Source organism: Mangrovibacterium sp. (genome assembly GCF_041596335.1).
Taxonomy (GTDB): Bacteria; Bacteroidota; Bacteroidia; order Bacteroidales; family Prolixibacteraceae; genus Mangrovibacterium.
This window is the reverse complement of record NZ_JBFHIT010000050.1, coordinates 1-26294: the sequence shown is the minus strand read 5'-3', so window position 1 is coordinate 26294 and position 26294 is coordinate 1. Positions and strand designations below refer to the sequence as shown.

Below are 26294 nucleotides of genomic sequence, written 5' to 3'. Positions count from 1 at the left end.
GGCAAACTATTCGCCCGGCTTTTTTTATGCTTTTCAACGGGCAACTTTTGCCGTAAAAAAACAGCAATCACGAACTGCCAGTTGAAATAAAAAAGCCGTCGGGCAAACTCCCCGACGGCTGAATATCATCATTTTTGTACGCTATTCCTTCTTACCAAACAATTCCTTTTCATCAACCCGCTTGACAGCCATGCTGTCTTTCAAAGTTCGATTTACCGCACTGAACGGGCCAATAATAATTTCGTCACCAACTCCGATTCCTTTTAAAATTTCAATATTCATGTTGTCCTGAATCCCGGTTTCAACCGGCTGAGCTATCGCTTTTCCATCGCGCAGCACAAAAATAACTTCTTGCTTTTCGTCCGTCTGCCCCTTTTCGGCACCTCCATTTGCCGAAACCTCAGCATCAGGAACGCGCGTTGTAACCGCCTGAATCGGGACCGAAATAACGTCGTATCGGGTATCGGTTTGCACATCAACGGTAGCCGACATACCTGGCCGAAAGGGATAACGCTTCAAGCCGGCACTTTCAACTAAATCGGCATAAGACGACTTGAGCAACAACACTTTAACATCGAAATTGGTTACCTGATCGCCCGAAGTACCGACCGTATTAGCCGAATTCGCGATTTCGGTGACAATCCCCTTAAATTTGCGTTTCAAATAGGCATCAACCTCAACCAAAGCGGTATCGTTTTTCGAGACTTTAACAATGTCGTTTTCATTCACTTCTACTTCCACCTCCATTTGTTCGAGGTCGGAAATGACCATCATTTCTGTTCCGGCGTACATATTTGTACCAACAACACGCTCGCCCCGTTCAACATTCAGTTTCGAAACGGTTCCGTCCATGGGCGCATAAATTTTGGTTTTCACCAACTGTTCTTTCGCTTCAGCCACCGAAGCCTCGCTCGATTTAATGGCAAATTCAGCCGACCGAACTTCGGCCTGTGCTATTTTACTTGCTGCCTCCGCCGACTCAAAATCCGACTGCGCGATTGCCTGTTGATCAAACAAGGTTTTCGCTCGCTTATAAGCTAGTTCACTCTCCATAAGTCGGGCCTGCGACTGAGCCAACATCGCTTTAGCCGAGTTCAATCCGGCTTCGGCTCTGTTCAACGTTTGAATGTAAATGTCGGGTTTAATGATAACCAGCAGTTGGCCTTTTTTTACATCGTCGCCTTCTTGTACATTCAATTCAATAATCTCGCCCGACACATCGGGGCTGATCTTAACCTCGGTTTTGGGTTGAACTTTCCCATTCGCGGTAATCAGTTCGGTAATGGTACGGCTTTCCACTTTTTGACTGAGCACACTAAGCTGGAAATCGCTCCCAAACCAACCTTTCTTCTTTCCAACAACTAACACGACAACCAGAACCGCTGCCAAAACCAGCAAATACGGAAGGAACTTATTTTTCTTTTTTTTGCGTTGTTGCATAACGTAAGAATCAAGTTTTCAATGGATTTTATCGACATCCTTAAATGTACAATTTTAAGCGGAAGATTCATTCACGATCGGCAGATTATACCATTTTACAAATTAATTCCCACCTCTTTCTCTGCTGGCGTAAAGCCGATAGATCGTTGAAAAACAACAATGAATGAGTTGAATTCCGGGTATCGTTCAACCATCTATCCGCATTAGATTGAAACTTCGGGCAACAAGCTATTTCAGAACCATCCGGACAGTCCGACGGCTTTTTTGTTCCATCAGAATCTCACGGCCGCGACCCATTTTCGCTAACGATTCGTCGTTATAAAAACGAATAGTCGCCAAAACCAGTCCCGTGTTATATCGGACATCAAATTGCTTGCGCAGCTCCATAACCACCGACTCCAGTCCAACCTCGGGTTCGTCGACACAAAGTGACAAATCGATTGCCGACTGTTGAATTAGGTTCACCTTGATTCGATTCGACTTAAAAAACGAGAACACTTCGGACAGCAGATCGATACCGACGAATGAAAAATCGTCGGGCGACAAAGTGATCAACGCTTGCTTTTTCTTTAAGATGTAGACGGGAACCAGATCGAGCTGATAGTCAATCTCTTTGATTACTGTTCCGGCCTGCTCCGGGAAATCGAACGGACGAACAAACAAGGGAATATTTTTATTTCGGAGGGGCTTAATCGTTTTGGGGTGAATGACTTTTGCCCCGGAATAGGCCAATTCAATCGCTTCTTTATACGACAGTTCTTCCAGCTTTTCGGTATCGGCAAAATCGGTCGGATCGGCGTTCAACACTCCGGGTACATTTTTCCAAATGGTCACACTTTCGGCGTTGAGCAGATTCGCTAAAATGGCAGCGGTAAAATCCGATCCTTCGCGTCCGAGCGTGGTCGTTTGGTTCGTGGTCGTCGATCCGATAAAGCCCTGAGTCACGTACAAATCAACCCCATTAAATGTAAAGCTGTTATTCACCAACATGGCCGACCATTTCCAGTCGACCGTTGCTTCGCGATAGGTGTCGTCGGTGCGCAGGCTATCGCGCACATCAATCCACTTATTTTTTGTACCGGTTTGGTTGAGATAGGCCGAAACGATTGCGGTTGACAGCAACTCGCCAAAACAAACCAGTTGGTCGTATTCATAATCAAAATGAAGCGAAGGCATCTTTTTAAGCCGTTCATCCAATATCGAAAACAAGTGATTGACCTGGGTCAGATTTCCTGCTTCAACGCCAAGTTCTTCAATCACCCTGGAATGATAGTCTTTAATTCGTTGCAAGATACCGTCGGTCTTGTGATCTTTCTTGTAATAACTTCGAGCAAGCAGCTCCAGCTCGTTAGTGGTACTACCCATGGCAGAAATAACCATGACCTTCTTCCCCGGATACATTTCGAGGATTGCCGCAACATTTTTAATCGCCGGAGCCGAACTAACCGATGCTCCCCCGAACTTAAAGATTTTCATACCTGAATTATTTGGTTGTCTATTTCTATTCAAATTTGCCCGCCCCCATTCTATGGCTTGCTTGCTTCCGCCTTTTTGCGTGGCTTCACCAGACCGATTTGTCCAGTCAAAATCATTTCAATCCGCCTTGCAAAAGGACCAAAAAACCGGCTCCAAATGTAGTGATTTCAACTATCCGACAATGACGGATTGGAGCGAAATATCGGGATTTTGATGACAGATTCCGAATTTACGAATCTGCGCCGTTTTATCAAAAACTAAGCCCTAAAAGCAACAAAAAAACAATCGGGCGCCCCGGTTACTCACAACACAACCACTTCAATCACAGTAAATTTACGCCTCAAAAATCAGAATCATCCGGCCGTTGTCAAGCCTGACGCTCAGACAAAGCACAAAAACGATCCCACGCTATCTTCCTGTGAATGTGATAAATACACCACCTTGCCTTATCAGACGAAACGGCATGTTATGCCGGCTTTAAATAAGCGGTGGAAAAAAATAAAACCCGGCAGCTTCGAACTTGCGCACTCATTTAATTTATAAATTCGTGCCCGAAAAATCACGACTTAGCCACTCCCTCAGACCACAAGCCAACCGCAAAGCCGAAATAAACCACTGATCGACAGGAAGTAACAGGCGCGATTCGTTCGAATTTTGATTTCAAAATTGCAGTCGTTATGATAAAAAGGAAAATAAATATCCTCATTGTCACCCACATCATCTCGATCATTATCATGTTCGAAGGGCTATTTATGATCCCGGCACTTCTGGTGTCGTTGTATTACAAAGAATCGATTAGCGCCGATCTGATTCGGGCAATCCTGCTGACCTTGTGCATCGGTGCAGTCCTGAACATTACGACCCGAAAGTATCGCCAGGCCGAACCCGGAGTTCGCGAAAGCCTTGTAATCGCATCGGCTGGCTGGGTAATTCTGGCCCTCATCGGCAGTTTTCCATACCTGGTATCGGGTACCATTCCACATTTTGTCGATGCTTTCTTCGAATCGATGTCGGGATTTACCACTACCGGATCGTCGATATTAGCTGATATTGAAGTGATGCCGAAAAGTATTTTGTTTTGGCGAAGTTTGACTCACTGGATTGGTGGAATGGGGATTATCGTTTTGGTAATTGCCATTATGCCCTTTCTGAAAATTACCGGAATGCAACTTTTCAGCTCCGAGGCGTCGGTTGTTGTAGAGGAAAAAGTATCGACCAAAGTGCGCTATGTCGCCCGAAACATCTGGATGATTTATGTGGGACTTACCGTTCTGGAAATTCTGTTTTTGCTGTTTGGCGGAATGCCCTTGTTTGATAGTATTTGTCACTCGTTTGCCACGATCGCGACCGGAGGATTTTCGACAAAAAACACGAGTATCACTGATTATTCGCCTTACATCCAGTATGTCATCACCGTTTTCATGACCTTGGCAGGAATCAATTTCACCTTGCATGTTTTGGGACTTCGCGGACGAATTAAACAGGCATTGAGGAATCAGGAACTCCATCTGTATCTCGAAGTAATTGTCGCTGTTGGCCTGCTATTGACGATGATTTTATATACCAGCCAGCAAATTACCTTCGAAAAAGCCTTTCGTGACTCGTTCTTTCAGGTGGTTTCAATCATTACCGCTACCGGGTTTGCCACAGCCGATTATCTGCTCTGGCCCATCCAGGGAATCATCCTAATCGCACTGTTGATGTTGATCGGAGCCTGTGCGGGATCAACCGGAGGAGGCGTGAAAGTAATCCGGCACGTCATCAATTTCCAATATTTACGAAACAGCATCAGGCGTATTATTCACCCCAACGCCATTTTCAATGTTCGCTACAACAATAAAATATTGAAAAATTCGCAGGTATCCAGCGTGATGAACTTCATTATTATCTATTACGGAGTTGTGATTGCCGGTACATTTATAATGATGCTGCTTGGAAACAGCTGGGCTACTTCTTTTGGATCAGTCCTTACTTCGATGGGCGGAATTGGCCCGGGATTCGGGCTTGTGGGGCCGGCGTCTAATTTCTCGATGCTCACCGACGGATCGAAATATCTCCTGTCCTTTTTCATGTTGCTGGGACGTTTGGAGATTTTCCCGGTACTTTCGCTGTTCACCAACTGGTTTTGGCGCACCTGATTCTGACAACCCGAAAGCGGCTGCCAAACCTGTTCTTTCGAGTACGGTTGAATAAGAACGAAAAAAGGCTCTGCCGTCCGACAGAGCCTCAACACATTCCAGAATATACCTCAAAAATCTTTCTAGAATGAGAAACCGAATTCCACTTCAAGCTGATTCATTTCCAATTTTATCGTTTGTCCTGGATCCAATGGGTTTGAACCAGTAACATCTTCATTCATCGCGTAATTAATCGCAAAGTGCAACTGTTTGCCCTTTTCGCCCAAGTCTCTAGTGAACCCGAAACCCAGTTGATTTGTGATTACACCCGGAGCTAAAATATTAAACAGCACTTCCGATTCCTGAACCGGGTTTTCACCAATCGAATAACCGGCACGCAGAGTCCATTTATCCATCCCGGCATACGATACACCCATTTTCACAACGGTAATATCTTCCCATCCGAAACCGGGTCCTTCATCCATCCCCAACTGGGCAGTCATCATATTCATCATCGGATTGGCAACTGATTTCACATCGCCGTAAAAAATCTGTTTTACATCGGCCATCACAGTAAAGTCATCATTAATATCCCACGAAAAACCCGCTGTCCAACTGGCCGGGATATCAAAATCGCCTTGCTCGGCAAACAACCCTGCATATTCGTCAAACTCGCTCATCAGCACCTTGCTCTGATACATGGCACCTATGGTCAACCCGTTGGCAATTTTGCCCATGTAGCCCAATTTAAAGCCAACGCCTGTACTATTTGCTTTACCATTGCCTGTCAAGTTTGAAGGATCGGCTGACATGCCCATATCTCCAAACATTTTCAGCCCTTCTGCTTCAAAATATTGGTAAGCCAACACGCCGGTAACACCCACGCTGTGCCCCTCACCCAGCTTGAGCGCATAAGTCACATTACCGAACATTTGCCCCAGATTTACGCCTGTGCTTTCCGAGCTGGGATCATAGAATACTGCTGTGGGGTAATCCGTGTTCATACCGCCATTGCCAAAAACCGAAACCGACAGGCTCGCTTGCTCACCCAACATCCAGTTAGCTCCGAGCGTTGGCATTAAAAAATATTTGCTGTCGCTTTCTACCGTTCCGGGAGTTAAACCAAAACTACCGTCTGCTCCCGATGGATTCCCAGTTACTGTAAACTGGCGATTTGGATTGAAAAGCTCCAGTGAAGCCTGGTATTGTTTACCCAGAAAAACAACTCCCGCGGGGTTTCCATTGATAAGTGACCCTTGATAGTAGGCTATACCGGCACCGGCAAGCCCTTTATTGATCGTTCCATAACCTACTCCAAAATAACCGTCGGTGGCCTGCCCGGCCATTGTGGCAAGACAAAGCGCTCCGGCAATAATCCCTTTTTTAAACGCAAAAATCTTCATAGCTAGATATGTTTAGTTTTTGGAAAAGTAATCAACATAATTGATATCGGCAACAAATAAATATTGACAAATATCAACTTTGGTTCAGATTCCGGAAAGCATAATCCCGGTGACCATCCGGCCGGTTTGCAGTCCATCGCGCCGGGCAGAGTAGAATTCGTGATCTCCCGCGAACGAACAGAAACCCGTAATTTCGATTTGATTCTCCGGCACTCCGGAGTCCATCAGCAAGCTTTTGTTGGCTGCCCACAAATCCAGACAAGCGCGACCGGTGTTCGCTGAGGGATGAAGCAGATTAGCTTGATTGGGGAAGTTTCGTTCAATTTGTTGAATGACATCGGCGCTCACCTCGTAGTTTTTACTACTGATAGAAGGTCCAATACCGGCCAGAATGTTTTCGGGTTTCGACTGAAATTCGGTCTGCATCCGCTCAAGTGTCTTTGCTGCAATCTTGCTCACCGTGCCGCGCCAACCGGAATGAATAGCCGCAACCACCCGCTGAAACGGATCGAAAAGTAAGATCGGCACACAATCGGCGGTTTGCACACAAATACACAAACCCGTCACATCTGTGATCAATGCATCGGTGTCGGGCACTTCAACTCCACTCATTGGTTCATGTACCACCTGAATATGGTCGGAATGTGTTTGCCGCGGAAACACAAACTGCTCTCCGTTCAAGCCTAAACTTGCTGCCAGTTCGGCTCGGTAACCGGCAAATGATTCCGGAGAATCGCCGGTAAACCTGCTTTTGCCATCGCCTGCCCAACCCCTTTTAGTTGATGTAAAATGCAACAGGCCATTTTGCAAAAGCTGCTCGAATTGGTAGAACGTTTTATTTCCTGCTTGTTGTTTTTTCATCGTTGTCGGTTTTCAGTCGTCCCAATTACACGAAATACGGTGCGGAACATTGCTAGCCTTTCAGCAAGTCGTTCATTTTTTGTTTATCGAGAATACGAATGGTGCGACGTTGAACTTCCATCAGTCCTTCGTCGGCCATTTCGCCAATAGCCCGGGCCAATGCCGGTCGGGTAACACCAAAGAATTCGGCTAGTTGCGCCTGTGAAAGCGGAATTTCAACCACAGCGAGGCGGTCGCCGGCCAGATCGAGCAGGTAGTGTGCCACTTTTTGACGAATGGTTTTAAACGACAAGAACTTTATACGCGACGACAGAAACTGAGCCCGCGACGAAATCGAGTTCAGGTAATTGGTCAGGATGCGCTGGTCTTTTTGCAGGATCTTCAGGAATTCGGGCCGTGAAATGCACAGCAAGCTCACATCTTCGTTGGCAATTACATTCACCGGAAACCGGTTGTTCTGTCCAAAAAGGAAAGCCGCGGCCAACGGACGGGGCGCCTCAATATCTTCAATCTTGATGGTTTTGCCGGTGTAGTCGGCCATCTCCCCTTTCACGCTGCCCTGGAGTACAATCAGCAATTCATGGCAGGGATCTCCGGAATGAACCACTTGTTCATTTTTATCGTACTTCCTGATTTGGAAGTGAATACCATCGAAGATTTGCTTAAGGTGCAAAGCATTCAACCCCATAAAAACCGGTGATTTCACTAATAATTCAAAATTAAGCATAGAAAAAATGGCGTTTGTAACATTTGATACAGTTTCGCTAACAGCAACAAGCTACATTTGTTGTGTAATCGATTCGCAAGTAACAAAGAATTAGCGAAGAAGAAAAGATTGATTACCATTTCAAGAACTGTAAAAAACGACCTAAGATGATACGTGAGATTGTTAAAATAGACGAAGATTTGTGTAATGGATGTGGCGACTGCATTCCAAACTGCCACGAAGGAGCACTACAAATTATCGATGGAAAAGCCAGGCTCATAAGTGAGTTGATGTGTGATGGGTTGGGAGCCTGCCTTGGCCATTGTCCGCAGGGAGCACTTGAAATTGAAAAGCGCGAAGCGGATGAATACGATGAGACAATTGTCATTCAGCAAATGGTTCCCAAAGGTGCCAACACGGTTGTAGCACACCTGAAACATTTGAAAGATCACAACGAAATCGGCTTCCTGAAAGAAGCTGTGAGCTACCTGAAAGCGCACGAAGATGAAATTGAGCTGGACGTTCCGGCCATCATCAGCGCGGTGCACAACAGCAAACCGGAGGCTAAAAACGAAAGCGCCGGATGTGGTGGCGGCTGCCCGGGTTCGGCTCCGGTGAGCTTCGAAAAGCCGGCTTTTGTAATGGCTCCACAGTCAGCACCAACAGCTCCGGCCGGCGAAAGTCAACTACAACAATGGCCGGTACAAATGCACCTGATCAACCCTTCAGCCGGTTATTTCCATGGCAGCGATTTACTAATTGCAGCCGACTGCGCCGCTTTTGCGCACGGCGATTTCCACAACACCTTTATCAAAGGGAAAAAACTGGTGATTGCCTGCCCAAAACTCGACCAGGGCAAAGAAATTTATGTTGAAAAAATGATCCGTCTCATCGACGAGTCGAAAGTGAATACCATAACAGTTGCCATTATGGAAGTCCCCTGCTGCGGCGGGTTGAGCCAACTGGTTCAGATGGCAACATCAAGAGCACGCCGAAAAGTTCCGGTAAAAGAAATAATCATCGGTATTCGAGGCGACATTTTATCGGAAGAATGGGTGTAGCGAGTTCTGGCTCAATCAACCAGTAAACCCTAAGTCGGAATCGAATTCGGGAACATCGAATCAATTAAATCGTAGAAAAAATTAAAAATAGAATCAAATGGAAAACATGTTTTGTTATCAGTGTCAGGAAGCATCCAAAGGAATTGGTTGCACCATCAAAGGAGTTTGTGGAAAAACAAGCGACGTTGCTAATCTTCAGGATACCCTGCTATTTGTTTTGAAAGGTATTTCAATTTTGAATGGCCAACTGAAAGCGGCTGGTCAGGCCGATAAAAAAGCCAACAAAGTGATTTTCGACGGCTTGTTCAGCACCATTACCAATGCCAATTTCGATCACACGGCTTTTGTGATTCGTATTAAAAAGGCCTTGAAATTCCGCGACGAACTGAAAGCAAAAGTTGTTGCCGCCGGACTGACAGTTGGTGCGCACGACTCGCTGCACTGGACTGCTGCCAGCGGTGAAGAATTTGAAGCAAAAGCTGCTGAAGTAGGCGTACTGAGCGAAGCAAACGAAGATGTTCGCTCGTTGAAAGAACTGGTTATTTATGGCTTGAAAGGATTGGCCGCTTATGCCGAGCACGCTTACAATCTGGCTCACGAAAAACAAGAAATTTTCGACTTCCTGCAAGAAGCTCTTGATAAAACAACCCAGGATTTAAGTGTTGACGAATTGGTTGGCTTAGTATTGGAAACCGGTAAATTTGGTGTGGATGTAATGGCGCTTTTAGATGCTGCCAACACCTCGGCCTACGGAAATCCGGAAGTCAGCAAAGTAAATATTGGCACACGCAGCAATCCGGCAATCCTGATCTCGGGTCACGATTTGCGCGACATGGAAGACCTGCTGAAACAAACCGAAGGAACCGGTGTGGATGTGTACACGCACAGCGAAATGTTGCCTGCCAACTATTATCCTGAATTCAAGAAATACGAGCACCTGGTAGGAAACTACGGAAACGCGTGGTGGAAACAAAAAGAAGAATTTGAGTCGTTTAACGGACCAATTCTGTTCACAACCAACTGTATTGTTCCACCTCTGGAAAAAGCGAACTACAAAGACCGTATCTACACCACAGGTGCGAGCGGATTGGCAGGTTCAATCCACATTCCGGATCGCAAGCCGGGCGAAATGAAAGACTTCTCGATGGTGATTGAACACGCGAAACGTTGCGCTGCTCCAACTCAAATTGAAGAAGGTGAAATCGTAGGTGGATTTGCACACAACCAGGTTTTCGCGTTGGCCGAACCAATTGTTGAAGCTGTGAAAACAGGCGCTATTCGCAAATTCTTTGTGATGGCTGGTTGCGACGGACGTATGATGAGCCGCGACTACTACACCGAGTTTGCCGAAAAACTGCCGAAAGACACCGTGATTCTGACTGCAGGATGTGCTAAATATCGTTACAACAAATTGCCTTTGGGCGACATCAACGGTATTCCTCGTGTTATCGACGCCGGACAATGTAACGACTCATACTCGTTGGCAGTAGTAGCCTTGAAACTGAAAGAGATTTTTGAGCTGGAAGATGTGAACGACCTGCCAATTGCCTACAACATTGCCTGGTACGAACAAAAAGCGGTGATTGTATTGTTGGCTCTGCTTTACCTGGGTGTGAAAAACATTCACCTCGGACCTACACTGCCAGCCTTCCTGTCGCCAAACGTTGCCAACGTACTGGTTCAAAACTTCGGCATTGCCGGAATTACAACAGTCGACGAAGACATGAAAATCTTCCTGGAAGATTCAGTCGCATAATATATGTTTAGGGGGGAAACTAACTTTAGATAAAAGTGAGAGAGTGAAGGGCATCCGGTTGGGTGCCCTTTTTCGTGTTATGAGTCAGTACCGCTAAATGCACCGAACCGGTCAGAGCTAATCCGGACGGGCTTTTGCTAGGTTCGTAAAATCTTTTCCATTGCCTTGCCTCTTGCCAACTCGTCGATCAACTTATCTAAATATCGAATCTTTTGCATCAGTTTATCTTCGATTTCTTCCACTCGATACCCGCAAATTACACCTTTAATTTTCGAAACATTGGGATTTAGATCCGGTGCCTCGGCAAAAAAAGTTTCAAAGTCGGTTTTATTGTCCAGAATTTGCTCTAATGTTTCCGGGGTGTAGCCCGTTAACCAATAAATAATCGTGTCGACCTCCTCTTTGGTCCGTCCTTTTTTCTCGGCCTTGGTGATGTAATGCGGATAAACACTCGCAAACGGCATTTTAAATACTTTTGAGTTTTCCATCGTTTTAAACTTTTACCATTATCCCCCAATCAGCGAAACTCATCGACACTGCCTCACGTGAGAGGCCGGCTATCGATCTCCGCTCCAGCTCGTCTTGTCGTTTTTCAACCTTTTCCTAAATTCCATTTCCTAGTTTCGGCTATCAGTTTCGGTTTACGTCGACACCCGGTTCAGTCAATTTGCTGCATGCCGTCCGAATGGTTAATTGTTGGGGGCTGGGTTTTATTGTATTATAAATCTAACTGGACTGGCAATAGATGCCTTTACTTTTTCGCCTTCAGAGTTCGTCCCAGGAAACCAGAAGTTCTCTGAAGCTACCTTTTTTACGACCCTTAATGCTTCGTTATTAAGTAATATATTGCCAGCTCCGATCTCAAGTCTAAAATCACTAGCTGTACCATCTTCATTTACGTCAAAGGAAATATATACGCAACCAGAGGCACCAGCCTCCAAAGCTTCAACCGGGTACTCTGTATACTTTGCTTTTAAAATATTAAAATATTCCCAGCCTTCAGAATATAACGGTGGCCTTTCTGTAACAGCGGTATCAGTAATAATCTTATTAGAATCATAATCGAAAGCGTACTCTACTGTCTGGTCATGTCTGTAGTATTTCCAAACACCTGATTTTTCATTATTTCTAAAATAACCACTTTGAATTGTATCATTGAATAATACTAATGTATAAGGTCCATGCTTTACATCCTTGTTGCTTTTTAACACAAAATAGGTTTCCTTTAGATTTGGATGTGAATAATTGCTTCTTTTTTTTAAATCCTGTGAGTTGCAATTACAAAAATATGTTAGCGCAATAGTGAATAAAAGGCAATATTTCATTTGTTTTATTTTTTGTTATAAGTTCTCATTTTAGCAAAATTAAGCCTAACACCGACTATAAACATAGTAGCCAACTTCGTGGCGCTTTCCCGTCAGCTTTCGTGATATTTGAAATGGGCTACAAACCTTGAATTTATTACTGAACCGCCTGTTATTTTAATACATCGTTGAACGAAATCTAAAGAATACAAAACTACTCAGGCTCCGCCACCTTTAGTGTACATCAATAAAATTTGCTGATCATGACAAAAGCGCCAATTTAATTCAGCAGGCTTGTTTTTCAATTGCTGAATTTATGAAAGTTTATGAAAAACTGCAACGGCGTATGGCACTTTTAGGCAAAAGTGAGAGCACCGTTAAAAACTATGCCCTTTGCCTGGCTTCAATGGCCCTTCACGTTAAATGGAATCAACTCACCAACAAATTCGCTAACCTACAATACTGAATTAATAGCTTTGGTTGTTATTTTCAAGTTTTAAATACTTAGTTAATCTTTTAGCTGTAGGGAAATACAAAATAAATAATGAATAAAATCCAATTGCCTCAATCACAAAATATATTTTCCCAAACATTACAAATCCGACCATAAATAAAACAGGGCTTATCTCCATTGCTGAATACCTATACATTGTAGCTTGTAGAAAATTCCCAAGTCTTGTTTTAACATCCCCATTGCAATATGTATCCTTTCGCTTATTTGCAAATCTAAAAGTCACGATAAAAGAAATTGCAACGGTAATATTTGCGAATATTAGAAACACAAGCAAAAATGATTCGTCGTCATAATATGAGTCTGCAATCAGTGTTTTTATCGTCCAAAACAATGTAATACCAACAGTAATGCATAATCTCAGTAATAAACTATTCTTTATGTTTTTGTAAAAATCTAGTTGTTTCAAATCCGACATACCATCTGTAATTTAAAGGTTAGTGAGTTTCTCTGCTTGCGCCCAGCGTACGTGTATATACCTACAATATCATTTTCTCGCCTACATCCTCCCACATAAGAATCCATGTTTTACCAGACTTTCCTGAGTTCAACACCCGTATTTAAATTGTTTTCAGTTGCAAAATTACAACGTGGATTCAAGGGGTTTGATGCTAGCTTACTGTTCATTGTTTTATTCACTAAATTACTGATATACGTAATTTATTTTACAAAAACATTCATCTAGTTTTCAACATTTGTTAAACTACGATCAGCCACCGTTAAATGACAAAAGTACGCTTCACAGGCAATGGATATTCCTAAACGTATTCCGATTTTATCAGTCGTCGTTTTACGAAACCGTACAAAATAAATTCACCGGCCAGTAGCAATTATTTTCATTTTATTCTGTTGTTTTAGGCCAGTTCTGTTTGTGATGAACAGGCAAAAACACTAATTTTAACGTTCACCAAAACAACGAATATGACTAAGCTCCTTCTTCTAACCGCAACGCTGTTCTTCACGACACTTTTTAACGCCACGGCCCAGGAAGTTCCATTTCTAAACATTAAATCGTTTGGCGCAAAAGGCGATGGACAAACCGACGACACAGCAGCTTTGCAAAAGGCAATGGAAGCCGCGACTGAATCGGAAGGAACCATCTATTTTCCCCATGGCAATTATTGCATTCATCCGGTAAAAGTACCAAGCCATATTACCTTGCTGGGCTATTCGGCCTGGGCCTACGCAAATAAAGACAATGCCGACCCGGATTTTGAAGGCAAAACAATATTAACCGCACTTTCGGGCGATGACCGAGCATTGCTCGACCTGGGGAACAACCGGGGCGTCCGCATTCTGGGACTCACAATCGATGGTAAAAACCTCGGCCAACGCATGCATGGTATTTATGCCCGTCATTCGGGTTGCGAACAATACAACTGTATTGAAGACTGTCGAATTCAGCACTTTACCGGCTCAGGAATCCGTCTGGAACGCTCCTAGGTGTTTTCGGTGCGCCGTTGTCTGATCATGTTCAATGGCGAACATGGTGTCGACCTGACCGGCGGCTACGATGGTTGGATTATCGATTGCCAGTTAACCGCCAATAAAGGAGCCGGGTTGTTTGCAAGTGGTGTGCCTCGCGACGGAATGACTGAAGCCGAAATAAAAGACCTTAAGTTTTTTGGAACAGCATCGGTAATGGTTACGGCCAACCGGATTGAATGGAACAAAGAAGGCGGAATACTTTTGAATGGATCCAACTCGATGCAAATTACGGGCTGTTCGATCGATCACAATTTTGGCCCCGGAATTAAGCTTGCCAACGGAACGGCTCACTCGGTTACCGGAAACACCATTCGAAGCAATGGCGCACAAAAACAAGGCGACCTGTGCAGTCAGCTATGGATTGAAAACTGTAACGGTGTTAGCGTTACCGGAAACTCACTTTGGGGATGGTTTAACCGAAAAGAAGGTAAATTCGACTATCCGTTTCCCTATTATGGCATCATTGTGAAAAACCTGAATGGCTGCATTATCTCGCAAAACGCAATGTATCACAGCTCGAGCAAAGAAGGAATAAGCGACCGTGGAGGAAACGAAAATTCCATTATTAATCAGAATACCTACGTTCAACCTAAAATTGAAGAGTTTGAAGGCGGATTCAGGCTTCTTGAATAAGCTCGACACTCAAAATTTATAACTTGGGTTGAAGGACATTTGTGCTTTTAAATTCTGTTTCCACAATCGTCAGCTCTCAGACTGTAAATAAAACTAAAGACCAGCTAAGACCATGAATCCATAGGCATTCTGAAAGAATCTCCCCTTCGGAAGGTAAGTTGCGGAGCGGGAACCCAAAAACCCTCGATCGACGCCAAGGGGAAACTGAACGGCAGGTTAATATTCAATTGCAGACATATTCGAGTGCGGAGCCATCCCGAAACAGGATGGACTCGTTTACTGAATCGTTGTCTGACAACAGATATGTTAGCCACCCGCTGACATCGTTGATTTATTTATTCGTATTACCACGAAAAAGTATGCAGCACCTTTTCAGTCACTACCGGATGGGTGTTTATAGCGTGATTAACGTGCACCAAAAATTGCTCCTTCCGATCCGGAAATTTACCTTTCAACGATACTATGTTGTTGCCATGATCTCCCCAATAGAAGGTTTCGAAATTCATATTCTCCAACAGGTACTTTTCCTCTTCCAAAATCTGCAACGGAGTAGCCTGGATAAACTCGCCATTGTTTACTTGCGCTTCCAGTTCAGTTTCCGGCTGTATCGCTAAGGCCATTGGCGCCAGCTCTTCGGGCTGAAGTATATTCAATAACTTTGTGGTTTCTATAGCATGCTCCATCGAGCGTTCTTTTCCACCCAATCCGAATATTATTGAAGCCAAGACCTTAATTCCCGCTTCTTTTGCCTTTGCTGCCCCCTCAATGGCCTGCTCGGGTGTCATTGCTTTTTTTACATCGTTCAATAGCTGGGCGTCGCCCGACTCCAAGCCCACGTAGGCCATGGTTAAACCGGCTGCTTTTATAAGCTTTAGATCTTCAATCGATTTACGCCTGAAATCGTTGTACTGGCTGTACAGCGAAATTTTCCGGGTATCCGGGAATAGCTCTTTTATTTTTGTAAGAATGCTGACAATAAAATCGGTTTTCATCACCATCACATTCCCATCAATCAAAAAGAACTCAACAGCATGCGGATAAAGCTTTGCGGCTTCTTCTATGTCCTTAAAAATATCATCCAGTTTCCTGGCTCTAAATTTCTTTTCGCGAAACATGTCGCAGAATGTACATTTGTTATGCGAACATCCGATTGTGGTCTGAATCAGCAAGCTGTTAGCTTCCGGCCACGGGCGGTATATTTTTCCTTCGTATTCCATTTTAACTTTTTTCTTTTGTAAATGAACAGTGCAAAATTAGCCTGAACAACACGTTTGATTGATGTAAAAAATGAGGTAGTTTTAGTAAAAATCGACGTTACTCTTTTGTGCCGGATTACCGCGAAGTTTTGGTTGCCTATCGGTTATTGAAAAGAACGGGAGTACTTTAAACAAAAAGCACTCCCGGATTACAGGAACCAGATGAAAGCAAGCATCCCCCAAAACGCCTTTCATCTATTCAGGATAAATTGTTTGGCGTACTAGTTCTCAACCACCACTTTTCCGATGGCCTGTCCGCTTTCCAAACGAGCGTATGCTTTCCCAATTTCGTCAAGCGAAAAATGTTCTTCGTCGAGTACAGGTTTCAAATTACCCGACTCAATTATTTGAGCCAGATTTTTCAGGATCTCACCATGTAGTTCGCGCTTAAAATTATGCAACATCGGAATCAACATAAACACAACGTTTAACGTAGCTCCCTTGAAATGAGCCATCGTTAAATCGAGCTCGCACAGTGACACGGTTGTTGAAATCTGACCGTTTAACGCCACCGCATTAAACGAATTGATCAGGTTGGGTCCTCCAACGGTATCGAACACCACATCAAAACCGGCTCCGTTGGTATACTTTGCGACATAATTCTCAACCGTTTCAGTTTTATAGTCAATGGCCGTGGCTCCTAGATTCCCGATTAATGTCATTCGCTTTTCCCCGCTATCGGTGGCATACACTTCGGCTCCAAAATATTTCGCCAGCTGAATGACAACATGGCCAACACCTCCGGAACCACCATGCACCAACACTTTCTGACCCTTTTGGACGCCTGCTCGTGTTAAACCTTCAAAAGCGGTAATTGCAACCAACGGTAGCGCAGCCGCTTCTTTCATCGACAGGTTCGCGGGTTTGAGTGCAATCAGTTTGCTGTCGGCAACAATGTAGTCGGCCAAAGTACCGGGCAACTCAGCCAGTCCTCCGGCGCAGCCATAAACTTCGTCTCCTACAGCATATCCCTCTGCTCCTTCGCCCACCGCCTCAACAGTTCCCGCGAAATCCATCCCAAGTAGAGCCGGTGTTTGTGGCGACAAGGGTAAGTCTTTCCCCATGTTTCGGATCATGGTATCGATTGTGTTTACGCTCGAAGCGGCAATCTTCACCAAAACATGTCCCCGCTTCAATTGGGGCTTTTCAAGCTCAGCGCTTTCGAATACGGCATCGGCGCCATATTTATTTAAAATCATTGCTTTCATCTGTATCTTTCTTTATGGATTTTTGAACTTTACTATCCTTGGTTATTATTGATTCGAATGAATCGAGAACGAACCGTTTGTACGTACATAAATAACCGTTTCCTCTGCTGTATTGCCGACCAGCAAATGCGTGCCCGCTCCTTGAGAAGCAAAGTAGCTTCCGGGATCCAACGACTTTGAATCTTCGCTACCCGGTATTTGATGTTTCGCTTGCCCCTGAATGACCACCGCGCGAAAACTTGAACCATTGCTTTGAATTGCTCCGGCGAATCCGGCCGGAAGTTTAATCAGATTTCCACGCAACTCGCTATCTTCCTGGCTTCCCCAAAGAAAGGCCACCTTTGGCGCATCGGCTCCGGTAGTTGTAGCAGCCTGGTCGACCCAGGTAATATCTGATGCACCAACCCACACAATATTCGACTGTTCGAGATTCAATGGTCGCTCTCCATTATCAAAAGCCTCCTCTTCAGGAAGCACCAAATAGGGTCCTTCTTCAATCTCGATATACGCCAGGCTATTGGTCCCTTTGGCAGCTGTAATGTGCACTTCGCCTTTGGGCTGAGTCCAGAATGAACCGGTCGGCATCCACATATTCGCGGCCGTAGGATCGTCATTGTGAATCAATCCGCGAATCACAACTCCACGATACGAGACGTTGTGGATATGAGGTGGTGATGAGAAACCATCGGAAGGTTTCAGCAAAAATCCGGTTGGTTCCGTACCATTCCGATCACCCCAAAGTGTTCCGGCCATCGGTGCTTTGTCGCCTCGTTTTGGGTTCAGAAAACTCCATTCGACTTCGGAATTCGAAACAACTTCGTAAGTAGCTTCAGAATCTGATGCATCGTTCGGGTTGCCGGTTTTTGAGTGCGAACCGGTGCAGGCAACAAGTAAACTAATGACTGACAGGAATAAGAAGGCGCTTATTCTGCTTATTTTTGCCGGTGTGTTTTTGACTTTGGCTTCAACTGTTTTTAGAGCTGTTATTTCCATCGTAATAGACTGTTTATAAATTTACGATGCAAAGTTACGGCAGCCCTTGCGACAAGTCCGGTAAAAAAAGAAGTGGTTTTAGTAAAAAATGAAGTTTGTGCCTTTACTGCACTCGTTTTTGTTGGGCACGATAGGCTCCGGCAGCGATTCCTTTGTAGGAAACAAAGGTTTTATCCAAATGACTGCTATCGGTAAAGCCCAATTCGGCGGCAATCTCGGAAAGGGTTAAGTCGGTATATTTCAGCCGGGTTTCAGCAAGTTTTACTTTATGGCTCAGAATGTACTTTTTTAGGCTGATTCCCATCTGTTTTTTAAAATATTGCCCAATGTAGTTTTCGGCAATATGAAATTCGCCGGCAATTGTTTTATTCGAGATCCGCTCAGCATCGTAAATATGATAGTGAATGTAATTCACCATTTCCTGAATTTGTGACGAAGCCTCTACTGACGAGCTGTGCCCGGCATTTCGGGCAATAATATGCAAAATGGAGTGCAGGGTGTTTTTTATAATCAGCTCACTCTGTAAATCACTGTCGTTGTATTCCTTGCAAATCACATTAAATAACGACAGCAGGGTGTTTTGTTCGGTTGGCGAACGAAATTCTATATTCGACGTTCGTGCTGTGCTGTGTAAAATGATTTCGATCTTTTTGAACCATTCATTTACTTCCGCGCGATCGCTACCGACTGTAGGCTGAATAAATAAATTATTGAGAAATTTTATGGTTGACAGGCTCGTTGGCGTATCAACATAAAAGGTGTACATATCATTGGGGACGAAGATAAACAGCTGATTGCCGGCATAGGGAACACGATGGCCATTGATCGTCAATGAGCCACTCCCTTCTTCAATAAGTAAAATCTCAAAAAAACGAATGGTTGTGTACTGGCAATATTCAAATGAACTTGATTTCGCGTAATGTTGAATGACGATATTCTCAAAAATAGTTCGTGGCATTGGCTGTTTTGACTTGTTTATGGCTAACCGAAACGTCTCCCGACGATGAATCTCGTTACCTACCAACGATACGGATTACTATAGACGGGTGGTTCAAATATAGCATTTTCCGGCCGATGTTCTTCAGGCCGAACACCATTCCGTTGGCAATGCAGGCTACCAACAGTGCATGGGCAAAAGCAATCAACCCAAACAAAGGAGCTCAGCGCGGATGTCCTTTGTTTGGGTGAGGCTCTGATTGGTGAAAAAAGCCGATTCACCAATCGCAGTCGGCAGCATGAGCCTAGTTCTTAGGACGACTAAGCCATTTTTTCCATTGTTCTTTCGATACCGCTTCTTTTAGCTTCAGGTTATACTTTTTACCTAGAGCCTGATAAGCCTCTTTTCTTTCAGCCGATCCTTTTTCAGTTGTTTTCTGAATCTTGTTTCCTTCAACTGCCTGTTCCATTTTAATTTCAAGCACTTTCGCTTTTTCGCTTTTCGAGAGCTCCATCACTTGGCTCATCTGTTCAACCTCAGCGGTTACTTTTTCCTTTTGTTTCGGATTCAAATCTTGCGCGAATACACTCACCGATGCCATTAAAAGAAGGCCCAGTACTAAACTTTTTACGATTCTCATTCGGTTCTTTTTTTCTGCAAAAAATACGATTTGCCTTTTCAGGAACAGTCGGTATCTTTTACACGGATTAATAAAATTGTAATTCGAAAAAAGCATGCGACGACTACCGCATACTTAGTTGCACACACACGAAGATAGCCGCAAAAGCGAAATTCAGGACGCACAAAAAATCATGAAACAGGGGGTGCTTTTAGTTCGGCGAACTTCCACCCCGAGAAAAAGGCTGTTGAAGTTCAATCCCCCCGCGTTCTTCAAAAATTTGCTCAGATTAAAGTTTAAATCAACGCCCCATCAAACGATCTCCGGGTGGCAGCTGAAACTGTGGTTGCGAAACGGAATTTTCTCATTGGTTAAATCTTTATTTAAGTAACGATGGTACAATTGCTTTATCGCTGCCAGCATGGCTAATCCCGAATCTCGGATTGTTTCATCTACGCCTCAACTTCCCGCACAAATCCCATTTTCGCCGGATGGCCCGACACATAGCTGTTGTTGTCAAATTTACGCAACATAAAAAGTGCGATCATGTCTCCGCTGCCTGAGGTAAAAAAAATCCCAATGTCAAAACTCATTAATCCCCCAATTCCCAGGCAACCAATCGATGGAAACAAACCTGAATAATTAGTGGCAATGCTCCTCCAATTTTATAGTGTCCCACTTTTAAAGGCTCTTTACAATGGCAATAAAGGTTGATTATTCTCCATTTTATGCCAAATTTATTTGAACTATCTGGTTAGCGGGATGCAATTTTGTTCGCAAGTCGTTCAGCCAAATTTTCAATGTCATCTTTTCGTGCTATTTGCTTGATCCAATTTTTAGGTATGCTATTAAGTCCGTAAAGCAAAGCTGCCAGTCCACCTGTTACTGCTCCTGTTGTGTCTGTGTCCTCCCCTAAATTAACGGCTTTCAAAACTGCCTCTTTGTAACTGTCCGTCGTCAATAAGCACCAAATACTTGCTTCAAGCGTATGCAACACATAACCGCTACTTTTAATTTTGTCTTCGGTCAATTTGTAAATCTCATCTTTTAGAAGCCTGTCAAATACTGCAATTTCTGTTGGACTGACCGAACGGCTTGTTAAGAAGCTTGTGATTTCGGTTTGCAAATCTGTGTAAGCACTAAACTTATCTTTACCTGAAACAAGTAGTCGGGCAAACTCAAGATAATAGAAACAAGCGATTACAGAACGAATGTGTCCGTGAGTAATTGATGAAACCTGTTTCGTGATTTCGAAGCGTTCATTGATTGGCCTATCCTGGAGGTAAAACAAAAGAGGTAAAATCCGCATCAATGAACCATTTCCGTTAGACGATGCATCAGAACCGCCGGCCAATTCTGGTTTTACTCCCGTTGCAATTCGTGAAATGGCTTGTTTTGTCGCCATTCCAATATCAAATACATTTCCTCTTGGTGTCCAATAATTTTCGTCAACCCACTTCACAAAATATTGTCCTATCAGCTTTAAATCAAAGTCTTGGGTTAGTGCTTCGGCAAGGCAAAATGTTAGTGAGCTGTCGTCAGACCAAGTTCCTGCCGGCAGATTATATGTTCCGTAACCAACCATATTGGTTACCGGATTATTACGAATTGTTTGTCTGCTTCTGAACTCAACAGGTACCCCCAGGGCGTCGGCAACTGCAACTCCAAAAAGCACCGATTTTATTTGATTTAAAACGGGGGCGTTTTTGTTGGTTTCGTTCAGTTTTAACGCTTTGATGATTCCGGGAACAGCGCCATTTTCAAAATTCGAAACTAAAAATCCATCATTGAATCTGTCTGCTCTAACGATTGTTGTCAGAAGCTTACACAAGGTAATTGAATCAAGAGTTGCGTAGTCAAAGTTTTGATTCTCGAGAATGGATTGTCCTTCTTCCCAACTTGACCAATCAAAAACAGGAATCAGTTTTAACTCATGAATGATATGATGTACCCGATCAACTATTTCATAGGTGTACCAATATGGAAAAGTATAGGAGCCGTCTTCTTGTCTCTCGCATCCTTTTAATTCTCCAAACTTTTTCGTTGACTCAATCTCTGGCAATAAAACAAAAAGTTTATTCCAGTCATCTTTTTTTAAAGACTGAATGTGTTCCTGAAGTTTTTCTAATTTAATCATTGATCAATCATTTACACCTTGTTAGTATCGTTTGCGGCTGCCGGAAAATTCGTCAGAAGGGCATCTGTGAGTATCATCCCAAGCCCTTCACAGAACTTTAGGTGACAGAAACTCCCGACCTCCGGCTTCGTCTATACAAAACTAAACCAATCTTCCAATTACGCTACAAAAAATAAGTGTATTTATCGATAAGTTATGCTACAGACTCAGTTGCAATTCAACTAATAATTTGAACCATGTGTGTCAACATAGCCGCATCCCGATCATTCGCCGGAAAAAATTTTTGCGAATGATCGGGATGCTTATGAGAAGGGGGCGGGAATTAATTCATTGATGCGTTTTCAATATATTCTTTCGGACTAATCCCTGTTTTCTTTTTAAATAGCCGAGAGAAATATTGCGGATACTCAAACCCAAGTCTGTAGGCTGTTTCGGTGATTGAAGCATTCGGTGCAAGCAACAAATTCTTTGCTTCTTCAATCAAATACAAATTAATTTGGTCGACAGCTGTTTTTCCTGTTTCAGCCTTAATGGTGTCGCTCATATACCGATGACTCACGCCTAACTGCCCGGCCAACCATTCCACCGTTGGGATTCCCTTTCGCATTTGCTGTTCACTTTCAAAATAAGCATCCAAAACCTCTCTAAATCTGGTCATCAAACTCTTGTTGATTTCTTTCCGGTTCAGGAACTGACGCTTGTAAAAGCGGTCTGAATATTTTAAAAGCGTTTCCAGATGGGAAATGATAATTTCTTTGCTAAACTCATCCTGATTGTTCTGGTACTCTGTTTCTATATTTCGGAAAATCGTTTTTATGGTTTGCTCTTCTTTTGGAGAAAGGTGTAGAGCTTCGTTGACGTTGTAATTGAAGAAATTAGAGTTTTTGATCAGTTTCCGAATATCCAGGCCCTGAATAAAATCTTCGTGAAAAGCTATAAACCAGGACTCTGAGCTTATCACGATATCTTTGACGATATAGGTCTGGGTGGGTGCAGAAAACAACAAGGTTCCGGTGCTGCAGTCGTACTTTGTGCGGCCATAAATGATTTCGCCCGAAACAATGTTCTTCAAACTAATGAGGTAAAATTGGTTGGTGTAGCTAACTTCTTCCTTTGAAGAGATACAATCTTGAACTTCATCAGCATTTAACTTTTTATGTCCGATACTAAAGAGTGGATTCTCCGGTTCAGGTAAATTCTGAGCCTGGTTGAATTCTGTTATGGTTTTGAAATTTATAGTCTCCATCAATGCAAATTTATGATATTGAACGCAATAGCCATACTCCTGGTTATTAGCCTCAACAATTGGGTTACTCTCTTACTTGTTTCTCAGCTTCAATCAACTCTTTATTGTAATTGTCTATTCGGGCAGAGGCAGTACCGTCAATCAACAGAATAAACACCAGCATGGCAATAGTTGTAATCATACTTGCGCGCCAAATCGGTGTATTCATGAATATAATAACCAGAGCACAGGCGGCAATAATTAAAGGGATGGCTGTGAAAACGACGTTTCTATATTCTTTTAAAGTACTTTCGGCCCGTGCAAGTTCCGATTCTACAAAAGCCGGGGCATCAGCGTTGTACGCTTCTTCAAATTGTGAAATTCGCGACAGGTTGGTGAAAAATAATCCAAGCCCGATGGTCAGAAGTAAAGCACCGGCTACCAGAGTGGGGATGATGTATGCCTTTGCCATGTCTGTTTTTCCTAACTGCCAGAAACCTATGCTTACCGCCACAAAACCGATTCCGAAGAGGATAAAGAACGTGGTTGAAAAAAGTTCGGCTTTCGCCCAATCTTGCGCTGTTTTTAGTATGTCCATTGCTTTGTGTTTTAGATATTTTTGTATTCTTCTGTGATTGCTATTTCCAGGAATGAATGGGGCTGATACCCTTCAAGTAACGATCTTTTGCCCCCAATCTCATCATTCCATTGAGCCTAATTTGGTAACAATATTTGCAGGACCTTGAGGGAACCAGGCTTTAATTAAAAAATTAGGAACAGACCCCACCGGTATGTAATCTGCCGTAATCGTAATTTTTGTTGTTTCGTCGCTAACTTTTTCAAATTCATACATGAATTTATAGCTTGTCACTCTGTCCAGATCCGTTTTTTTATAATCGTTCGATATCGCGTTGGCAGTAAAAACAAGCTTGTTATCCTTCTTTGTACGATTAATTTTTGCCACAACATCACTGTCGGCCATTGGCCATGGTGCATTAAAATAATAGTAGGTGATCCATTCGTCGTCCGATAGCTTTTTAACTTCCTCGCTTTGAGGTGTGGCTTCCAAAAAGCGTTTATGATTGGCTGAGCTCGAAAAATAAGCATCTAATTCAGTTAAAGATGCATTGGTAGTGGTTTGGGCGATGTAATAAAAATGGGTCCCTTGCTTCTCTTTTACCAGTTCGTACTTCACGGTGGTTTTACCGTCCTTCGCGGTTTCAATTGTCCAGTTTCTGCCTTGCGAAAATGCGCTAAAAGTAGTTAGCAGAAATACGATTAGGCTGATGTGTTTCATTCCGTTCATTTTGTTATCTATCTGTGTTTTTTTTGATGATCGTAACTTTAGATATTCCACTTTACACCCGTTTCTTTTTCTGCTAAATCCCACAATTTTTTGGCTACCGCTTTATCTTTCGCGTGTGGCTCAATATGGTGTGCACCAACCGGGCCAACCCAATTGCTACGTCCTGTGGGTCCATAAAAAGCTGTCTGGTCTAAGTTTTCCTCTGTAGCGCACATTAATTCAGGATAGGCGCCATTTTCAGCAGGTTGGGTCAATGGAGACAACTTCATCAGACCAAAAATAACCTTCATCATAAAACTTCCACTTGTTGATATTAGGGATGTTCTGGAAGAACCCGGATGGCAGGCATAGGCTTTCACATCCGTTTTTCCGGCTGCTGCCAATCTATCCTGCAACTCATAAATAGTCATAATCTGGGCCAGTTTACTTTGACTATAAGCATCATTTGCTGTATAATCTTTTTCCCAGTTCAGGTCGTCAAATTTGATGGTTTTGAGCCCCATGTTGTAGCCCATGCTGCCTACTGTTACAATGCGTCCTTTCGATTTTTCAATCAATGGAAATAGCAAAGCTTGCAGTGTAAAATGCCCAAAGAAATTTACACCCATTTGGCTTTCCCAGCCCTCTGCGGTTGTTACACGTTTTGGCACTTGTGCGATAGCTCCGTTACACATGAGTGCATCGATGCGCGAAACGGTTTTTAGGACTTCTTCAGCAGCTTTCTCTACAGAAGCCTGTTTTCCTAAGTCAACGGTTATAAAGGAAACGTCGACCTTATTGCCCAACTCTTTTTTATAGGCTGCAACAACATCCTCAGATTTTTTAGGATTACGGTTTAGCATCACCACTTTAGCTCCTTTCGATAAAAGGATCTTTGCAGCTTCGTACCCTGTTCCACTCGTTGTGCCTGTAATAAGGAATGTTTTACCCTTTTGAGATTTCATGATCTCCGGGGTCCATCCTTTTTTTCCGAATTGATTTTTTGTATTCATAATTCTCTATTTTTAAATTGTTGCTTTTCTGTTGAAACTTTTACGATACAAATAAACAACAGAAACAGTGAGTGTTAGTTAAACTTTTTGGTAGATGAAGTATCCATTTTGGTAGAAGTCGACTTTCTGCCGTTATAGTGCTATATACCTGTTTGTAAATGGTAAGTTGCGGATAGCCTATTTGTTTTATTACTGTTTCCCATAATTTTGTAACATCATCAGAAACATCTTATCAAACGATTTATCGCTCAAAAGTTTTCGGGCCAGTAGTGTCTGTTTTGCCATTTTGCCGGCTGCATACCGTGTCTTCGGTTTTTTAGAACGGATGGCTTTAGAAATGGTATGGGCTATTACCGAAGGTTCGCTGTACTTTCCCGGCTTGGTTGTATTTTTCATCATGTTGGCAATAATTTGCTTCAACTCTTTGTAAGGGCCGCTGCTATCGTCGGTTAGCTTTTGATCCATTGCCTCGGCAAAACCGGTATTGATAACTCCGGGTTGAATTACAACGACATTTATCCCGAATTGACTGACTTCCAGGCGGAGACAATCGCTCCATCCTTCAAGCGCGTGTTTGGTTGCATGATACCAGGCCCCAAGTGGCCCATACACTTTTCCGCCAATGGACGATACATTGACAATCGTTCCGCTTCCTTGCTTGCGCATGGTTGGCAATACCGCTTTTGTCGCTTCTGCCAACCCAAACAAATTGACATCAAACTGCTTGGCTATTCTGGTTCGTTTTGTGCCACCGATTTCGGAGTGGTTTGTGCCAGTGATTTCGGTTCAAACTGTGCCACTGGGTAGCTAAAAAGCGGATATTTTTCGGTTTGTTTTGTGCCATTCCGGTTCAGGCTGGTTACTC

The 26294-nt window shown here is 43.5% G+C and carries 25 protein-coding genes; 5 read left to right on the top strand and 20 right to left on the bottom strand.

Annotated elements, in window-relative coordinates:
- Positions 1–141 precede the first annotated feature (141 nt).
- Positions 142–1440 carry an efflux RND transporter periplasmic adaptor subunit gene (locus ABZD21_RS15425; RefSeq protein WP_372775972.1) on the bottom strand — a complete coding sequence of 433 codons (1299 nt, stop codon included), beginning with the start codon at positions 1438–1440 and terminating at the stop codon, positions 142–144.
- Between the two features lie 228 nt (positions 1441–1668).
- Complete coding sequence (locus ABZD21_RS15420) at positions 1669–2916, bottom strand: aspartate kinase (RefSeq protein ID WP_372775971.1); 1248 nt, start codon at positions 2914–2916, stop codon at positions 1669–1671.
- A gap of 677 nt (positions 2917–3593) precedes the next feature.
- On the opposite strand from ABZD21_RS15420, the gene ABZD21_RS15415 reads away from it, so the two are divergent.
- Positions 3594–5054 carry a TrkH family potassium uptake protein gene (locus ABZD21_RS15415; RefSeq protein ID WP_372775970.1) on the top strand — a complete coding sequence of 487 codons (1461 nt, stop codon included), beginning with the start codon at positions 3594–3596 and terminating at the stop codon, positions 5052–5054.
- A gap of 122 nt (positions 5055–5176) precedes the next feature.
- Here ABZD21_RS15415 and ABZD21_RS15410 read toward each other — a convergent pair whose 3' ends face one another.
- From ABZD21_RS15410 to ABZD21_RS15400, 3 genes are all read right to left on the bottom strand, one after another.
- Positions 5177–6436 (bottom strand): OmpP1/FadL family transporter, encoded by a 1260-nt coding sequence (locus ABZD21_RS15410; protein ID WP_372775969.1) that lies wholly within the window; start codon positions 6434–6436, stop codon positions 5177–5179.
- 84 nt (positions 6437–6520) lie between these two features.
- Complete coding sequence (pgeF, locus tag ABZD21_RS15405; RefSeq protein ID WP_372775968.1) at positions 6521–7297, bottom strand: peptidoglycan editing factor PgeF; 777 nt, start codon at positions 7295–7297, stop codon at positions 6521–6523.
- 52 nt (positions 7298–7349) lie between these two features.
- Positions 7350–8024, bottom strand: coding sequence for a Crp/Fnr family transcriptional regulator (locus ABZD21_RS15400; RefSeq protein ID WP_372775967.1), 675 nt, complete (start codon positions 8022–8024; stop codon positions 7350–7352).
- A gap of 146 nt (positions 8025–8170) precedes the next feature.
- On the opposite strand from ABZD21_RS15400, the gene ABZD21_RS15395 reads away from it, so the two are divergent.
- On the top strand, positions 8171–9064 hold the full coding sequence (locus ABZD21_RS15395) for an ATP-binding protein (protein ID WP_372775966.1): 894 nt from the start codon (positions 8171–8173) through the stop codon (positions 9062–9064).
- Between the two features lie 97 nt (positions 9065–9161).
- A complete protein-coding gene (gene hcp, locus ABZD21_RS15390; protein ID WP_372775965.1) occupies positions 9162–10820 on the top strand; it encodes a hydroxylamine reductase in 1659 nt (552 codons plus the stop codon).
- Between the two features lie 137 nt (positions 10821–10957).
- On the opposite strand, the gene ABZD21_RS15385 is transcribed toward hcp, so the two are convergent.
- From ABZD21_RS15385 to ABZD21_RS15375, 3 genes are all read right to left on the bottom strand, one after another.
- The gene (locus tag ABZD21_RS15385; RefSeq protein WP_372775964.1) at positions 10958–11308 is read right to left on the bottom strand and encodes a DUF2200 domain-containing protein; all 351 of its coding nucleotides are present in this window, start codon (positions 11306–11308) and stop codon (positions 10958–10960) included.
- A gap of 222 nt (positions 11309–11530) precedes the next feature.
- Entirely contained in the window at positions 11531–12145 is a 615-nt protein-coding gene (locus ABZD21_RS15380; protein WP_372775962.1) for an energy transducer TonB, read from the bottom strand.
- Positions 12146–12591: 446 nt separating this feature from the next.
- A complete protein-coding gene (locus ABZD21_RS15375; RefSeq protein ID WP_372775961.1) occupies positions 12592–13053 on the bottom strand; it encodes a hypothetical protein in 462 nt (153 codons plus the stop codon).
- A 503-nt stretch (positions 13054–13556) separates the two neighbouring features.
- Here ABZD21_RS15375 and ABZD21_RS15370 point away from each other — a divergent pair.
- Positions 13557–14078 carry a glycosyl hydrolase family 28-related protein gene (locus tag ABZD21_RS15370; protein ID WP_372775960.1) on the top strand — a complete coding sequence of 174 codons (522 nt, stop codon included), beginning with the start codon at positions 13557–13559 and terminating at the stop codon, positions 14076–14078.
- A complete protein-coding gene (locus ABZD21_RS15365) occupies positions 14079–14756 on the top strand; it encodes a right-handed parallel beta-helix repeat-containing protein (RefSeq protein ID WP_372775959.1) in 678 nt (225 codons plus the stop codon).
- Positions 14757–15100: 344 nt separating this feature from the next.
- Here ABZD21_RS15365 and ABZD21_RS15360 read toward each other — a convergent pair whose 3' ends face one another.
- The 12 genes from ABZD21_RS15360 to ABZD21_RS15305 form a co-directional block, all read right to left on the bottom strand.
- On the bottom strand, positions 15101–15973 hold the full coding sequence (locus tag ABZD21_RS15360; RefSeq protein ID WP_372775958.1) for a radical SAM protein: 873 nt from the start codon (positions 15971–15973) through the stop codon (positions 15101–15103).
- Positions 15974–16233: 260 nt separating this feature from the next.
- Positions 16234–17220: a zinc-dependent alcohol dehydrogenase family protein gene (locus ABZD21_RS15355; protein WP_372775957.1), complete on the bottom strand. Its 987-nt coding sequence runs from the start codon at positions 17218–17220 to the stop codon at positions 16234–16236.
- Positions 17221–17265: 45 nt separating this feature from the next.
- The gene (locus ABZD21_RS15350; RefSeq protein ID WP_372775956.1) at positions 17266–18213 is read right to left on the bottom strand and encodes a DUF4437 domain-containing protein; all 948 of its coding nucleotides are present in this window, start codon (positions 18211–18213) and stop codon (positions 17266–17268) included.
- A 103-nt stretch (positions 18214–18316) separates the two neighbouring features.
- Complete coding sequence (locus ABZD21_RS15345; protein WP_372775955.1) at positions 18317–19171, bottom strand: AraC family transcriptional regulator; 855 nt, start codon at positions 19169–19171, stop codon at positions 18317–18319.
- 283 nt (positions 19172–19454) lie between these two features.
- Entirely contained in the window at positions 19455–19790 is a 336-nt protein-coding gene (locus ABZD21_RS15340) for a hypothetical protein (protein ID WP_372775954.1), read from the bottom strand.
- 431 nt (positions 19791–20221) lie between these two features.
- A complete protein-coding gene (locus ABZD21_RS15335) occupies positions 20222–20362 on the bottom strand; it encodes a hypothetical protein (RefSeq protein WP_372775953.1) in 141 nt (46 codons plus the stop codon).
- 161 nt (positions 20363–20523) lie between these two features.
- On the bottom strand, positions 20524–21906 hold the full coding sequence (locus ABZD21_RS15330; RefSeq protein ID WP_372775952.1) for an ADP-ribosylglycohydrolase family protein: 1383 nt from the start codon (positions 21904–21906) through the stop codon (positions 20524–20526).
- Positions 21907–22228: 322 nt separating this feature from the next.
- Positions 22229–23152: a helix-turn-helix domain-containing protein gene (locus ABZD21_RS15325; protein ID WP_372775951.1), complete on the bottom strand. Its 924-nt coding sequence runs from the start codon at positions 23150–23152 to the stop codon at positions 22229–22231.
- Between the two features lie 64 nt (positions 23153–23216).
- The gene (locus tag ABZD21_RS15320; protein ID WP_372775950.1) at positions 23217–23729 is read right to left on the bottom strand and encodes a hypothetical protein; all 513 of its coding nucleotides are present in this window, start codon (positions 23727–23729) and stop codon (positions 23217–23219) included.
- Between the two features lie 102 nt (positions 23730–23831).
- Positions 23832–24428 (bottom strand): hypothetical protein, encoded by a 597-nt coding sequence (locus ABZD21_RS15315; protein ID WP_372775949.1) that lies wholly within the window; start codon positions 24426–24428, stop codon positions 23832–23834.
- A gap of 47 nt (positions 24429–24475) precedes the next feature.
- Entirely contained in the window at positions 24476–25429 is a 954-nt protein-coding gene (locus ABZD21_RS15310; protein ID WP_372775948.1) for an SDR family oxidoreductase, read from the bottom strand.
- A 189-nt stretch (positions 25430–25618) separates the two neighbouring features.
- A complete protein-coding gene (locus tag ABZD21_RS15305; protein ID WP_372775983.1) occupies positions 25619–26185 on the bottom strand; it encodes an SDR family NAD(P)-dependent oxidoreductase in 567 nt (188 codons plus the stop codon).
- Positions 26186–26294 lie beyond the last annotated feature (109 nt).

Bases quoted from the DNA above. Each gene is read 5' to 3' on its own strand.
- ABZD21_RS15420 (WP_372775971.1), bottom strand. From the start codon at position 2,916: ATGAAAATCTTTAAGTTCGGGGGAGCATCGGTTAGTTCGGCTCCGGCG.
- ABZD21_RS15355 (WP_372775957.1), bottom strand. From the start codon at position 17,220: ATGAAAGCAATGATTTTAAATAAATATGGCGCCGATGCCGTATTCGAA.
- ABZD21_RS15310 (WP_372775948.1), bottom strand. From the start codon at position 25,429: ATGAATACAAAAAATCAATTCGGAAAAAAAGGATGGACCCCGGAGATC.
- ABZD21_RS15415 (WP_372775970.1), top strand. From the start codon at position 3,594: ATGATAAAAAGGAAAATAAATATCCTCATTGTCACCCACATCATCTCG.
- ABZD21_RS15335 (WP_372775953.1), bottom strand. From the start codon at position 20,362: ATGAGTTTTGACATTGGGATTTTTTTTACCTCAGGCAGCGGAGACATG.
- ABZD21_RS15315 (WP_372775949.1), bottom strand. From the start codon at position 24,428: ATGAAACACATCAGCCTAATCGTATTTCTGCTAACTACTTTTAGCGCA.
- pgeF (WP_372775968.1), bottom strand. From the start codon at position 7,297: ATGAAAAAACAACAAGCAGGAAATAAAACGTTCTACCAATTCGAGCAG.
- ABZD21_RS15345 (WP_372775955.1), bottom strand. From the start codon at position 19,171: ATGCCACGAACTATTTTTGAGAATATCGTCATTCAACATTACGCGAAA.
- ABZD21_RS15325 (WP_372775951.1), bottom strand. From the start codon at position 23,152: ATGGAGACTATAAATTTCAAAACCATAACAGAATTCAACCAGGCTCAG.
- hcp (WP_372775965.1), top strand. From the start codon at position 9,162: ATGGAAAACATGTTTTGTTATCAGTGTCAGGAAGCATCCAAAGGAATT.
- ABZD21_RS15370 (WP_372775960.1), top strand. From the start codon at position 13,557: ATGACTAAGCTCCTTCTTCTAACCGCAACGCTGTTCTTCACGACACTT.
- ABZD21_RS15385 (WP_372775964.1), bottom strand. From the start codon at position 11,308: ATGGAAAACTCAAAAGTATTTAAAATGCCGTTTGCGAGTGTTTATCCG.
- ABZD21_RS15400 (WP_372775967.1), bottom strand. From the start codon at position 8,024: ATGCTTAATTTTGAATTATTAGTGAAATCACCGGTTTTTATGGGGTTG.
- ABZD21_RS15320 (WP_372775950.1), bottom strand. From the start codon at position 23,729: ATGGACATACTAAAAACAGCGCAAGATTGGGCGAAAGCCGAACTTTTT.
- ABZD21_RS15425 (WP_372775972.1), bottom strand. From the start codon at position 1,440: ATGCAACAACGCAAAAAAAAGAAAAATAAGTTCCTTCCGTATTTGCTG.
- ABZD21_RS15380 (WP_372775962.1), bottom strand. From the start codon at position 12,145: ATGAAATATTGCCTTTTATTCACTATTGCGCTAACATATTTTTGTAAT.
- ABZD21_RS15330 (WP_372775952.1), bottom strand. From the start codon at position 21,906: ATGATTAAATTAGAAAAACTTCAGGAACACATTCAGTCTTTAAAAAAA.
- ABZD21_RS15350 (WP_372775956.1), bottom strand. From the start codon at position 18,213: ATGGAAATAACAGCTCTAAAAACAGTTGAAGCCAAAGTCAAAAACACA.
- ABZD21_RS15340 (WP_372775954.1), bottom strand. From the start codon at position 19,790: ATGAGAATCGTAAAAAGTTTAGTACTGGGCCTTCTTTTAATGGCATCG.
- ABZD21_RS15375 (WP_372775961.1), bottom strand. From the start codon at position 13,053: ATGTCGGATTTGAAACAACTAGATTTTTACAAAAACATAAAGAATAGT.
- ABZD21_RS15395 (WP_372775966.1), top strand. From the start codon at position 8,171: ATGATACGTGAGATTGTTAAAATAGACGAAGATTTGTGTAATGGATGT.
- ABZD21_RS15360 (WP_372775958.1), bottom strand. From the start codon at position 15,973: ATGGAATACGAAGGAAAAATATACCGCCCGTGGCCGGAAGCTAACAGC.
- ABZD21_RS15410 (WP_372775969.1), bottom strand. From the start codon at position 6,436: ATGAAGATTTTTGCGTTTAAAAAAGGGATTATTGCCGGAGCGCTTTGT.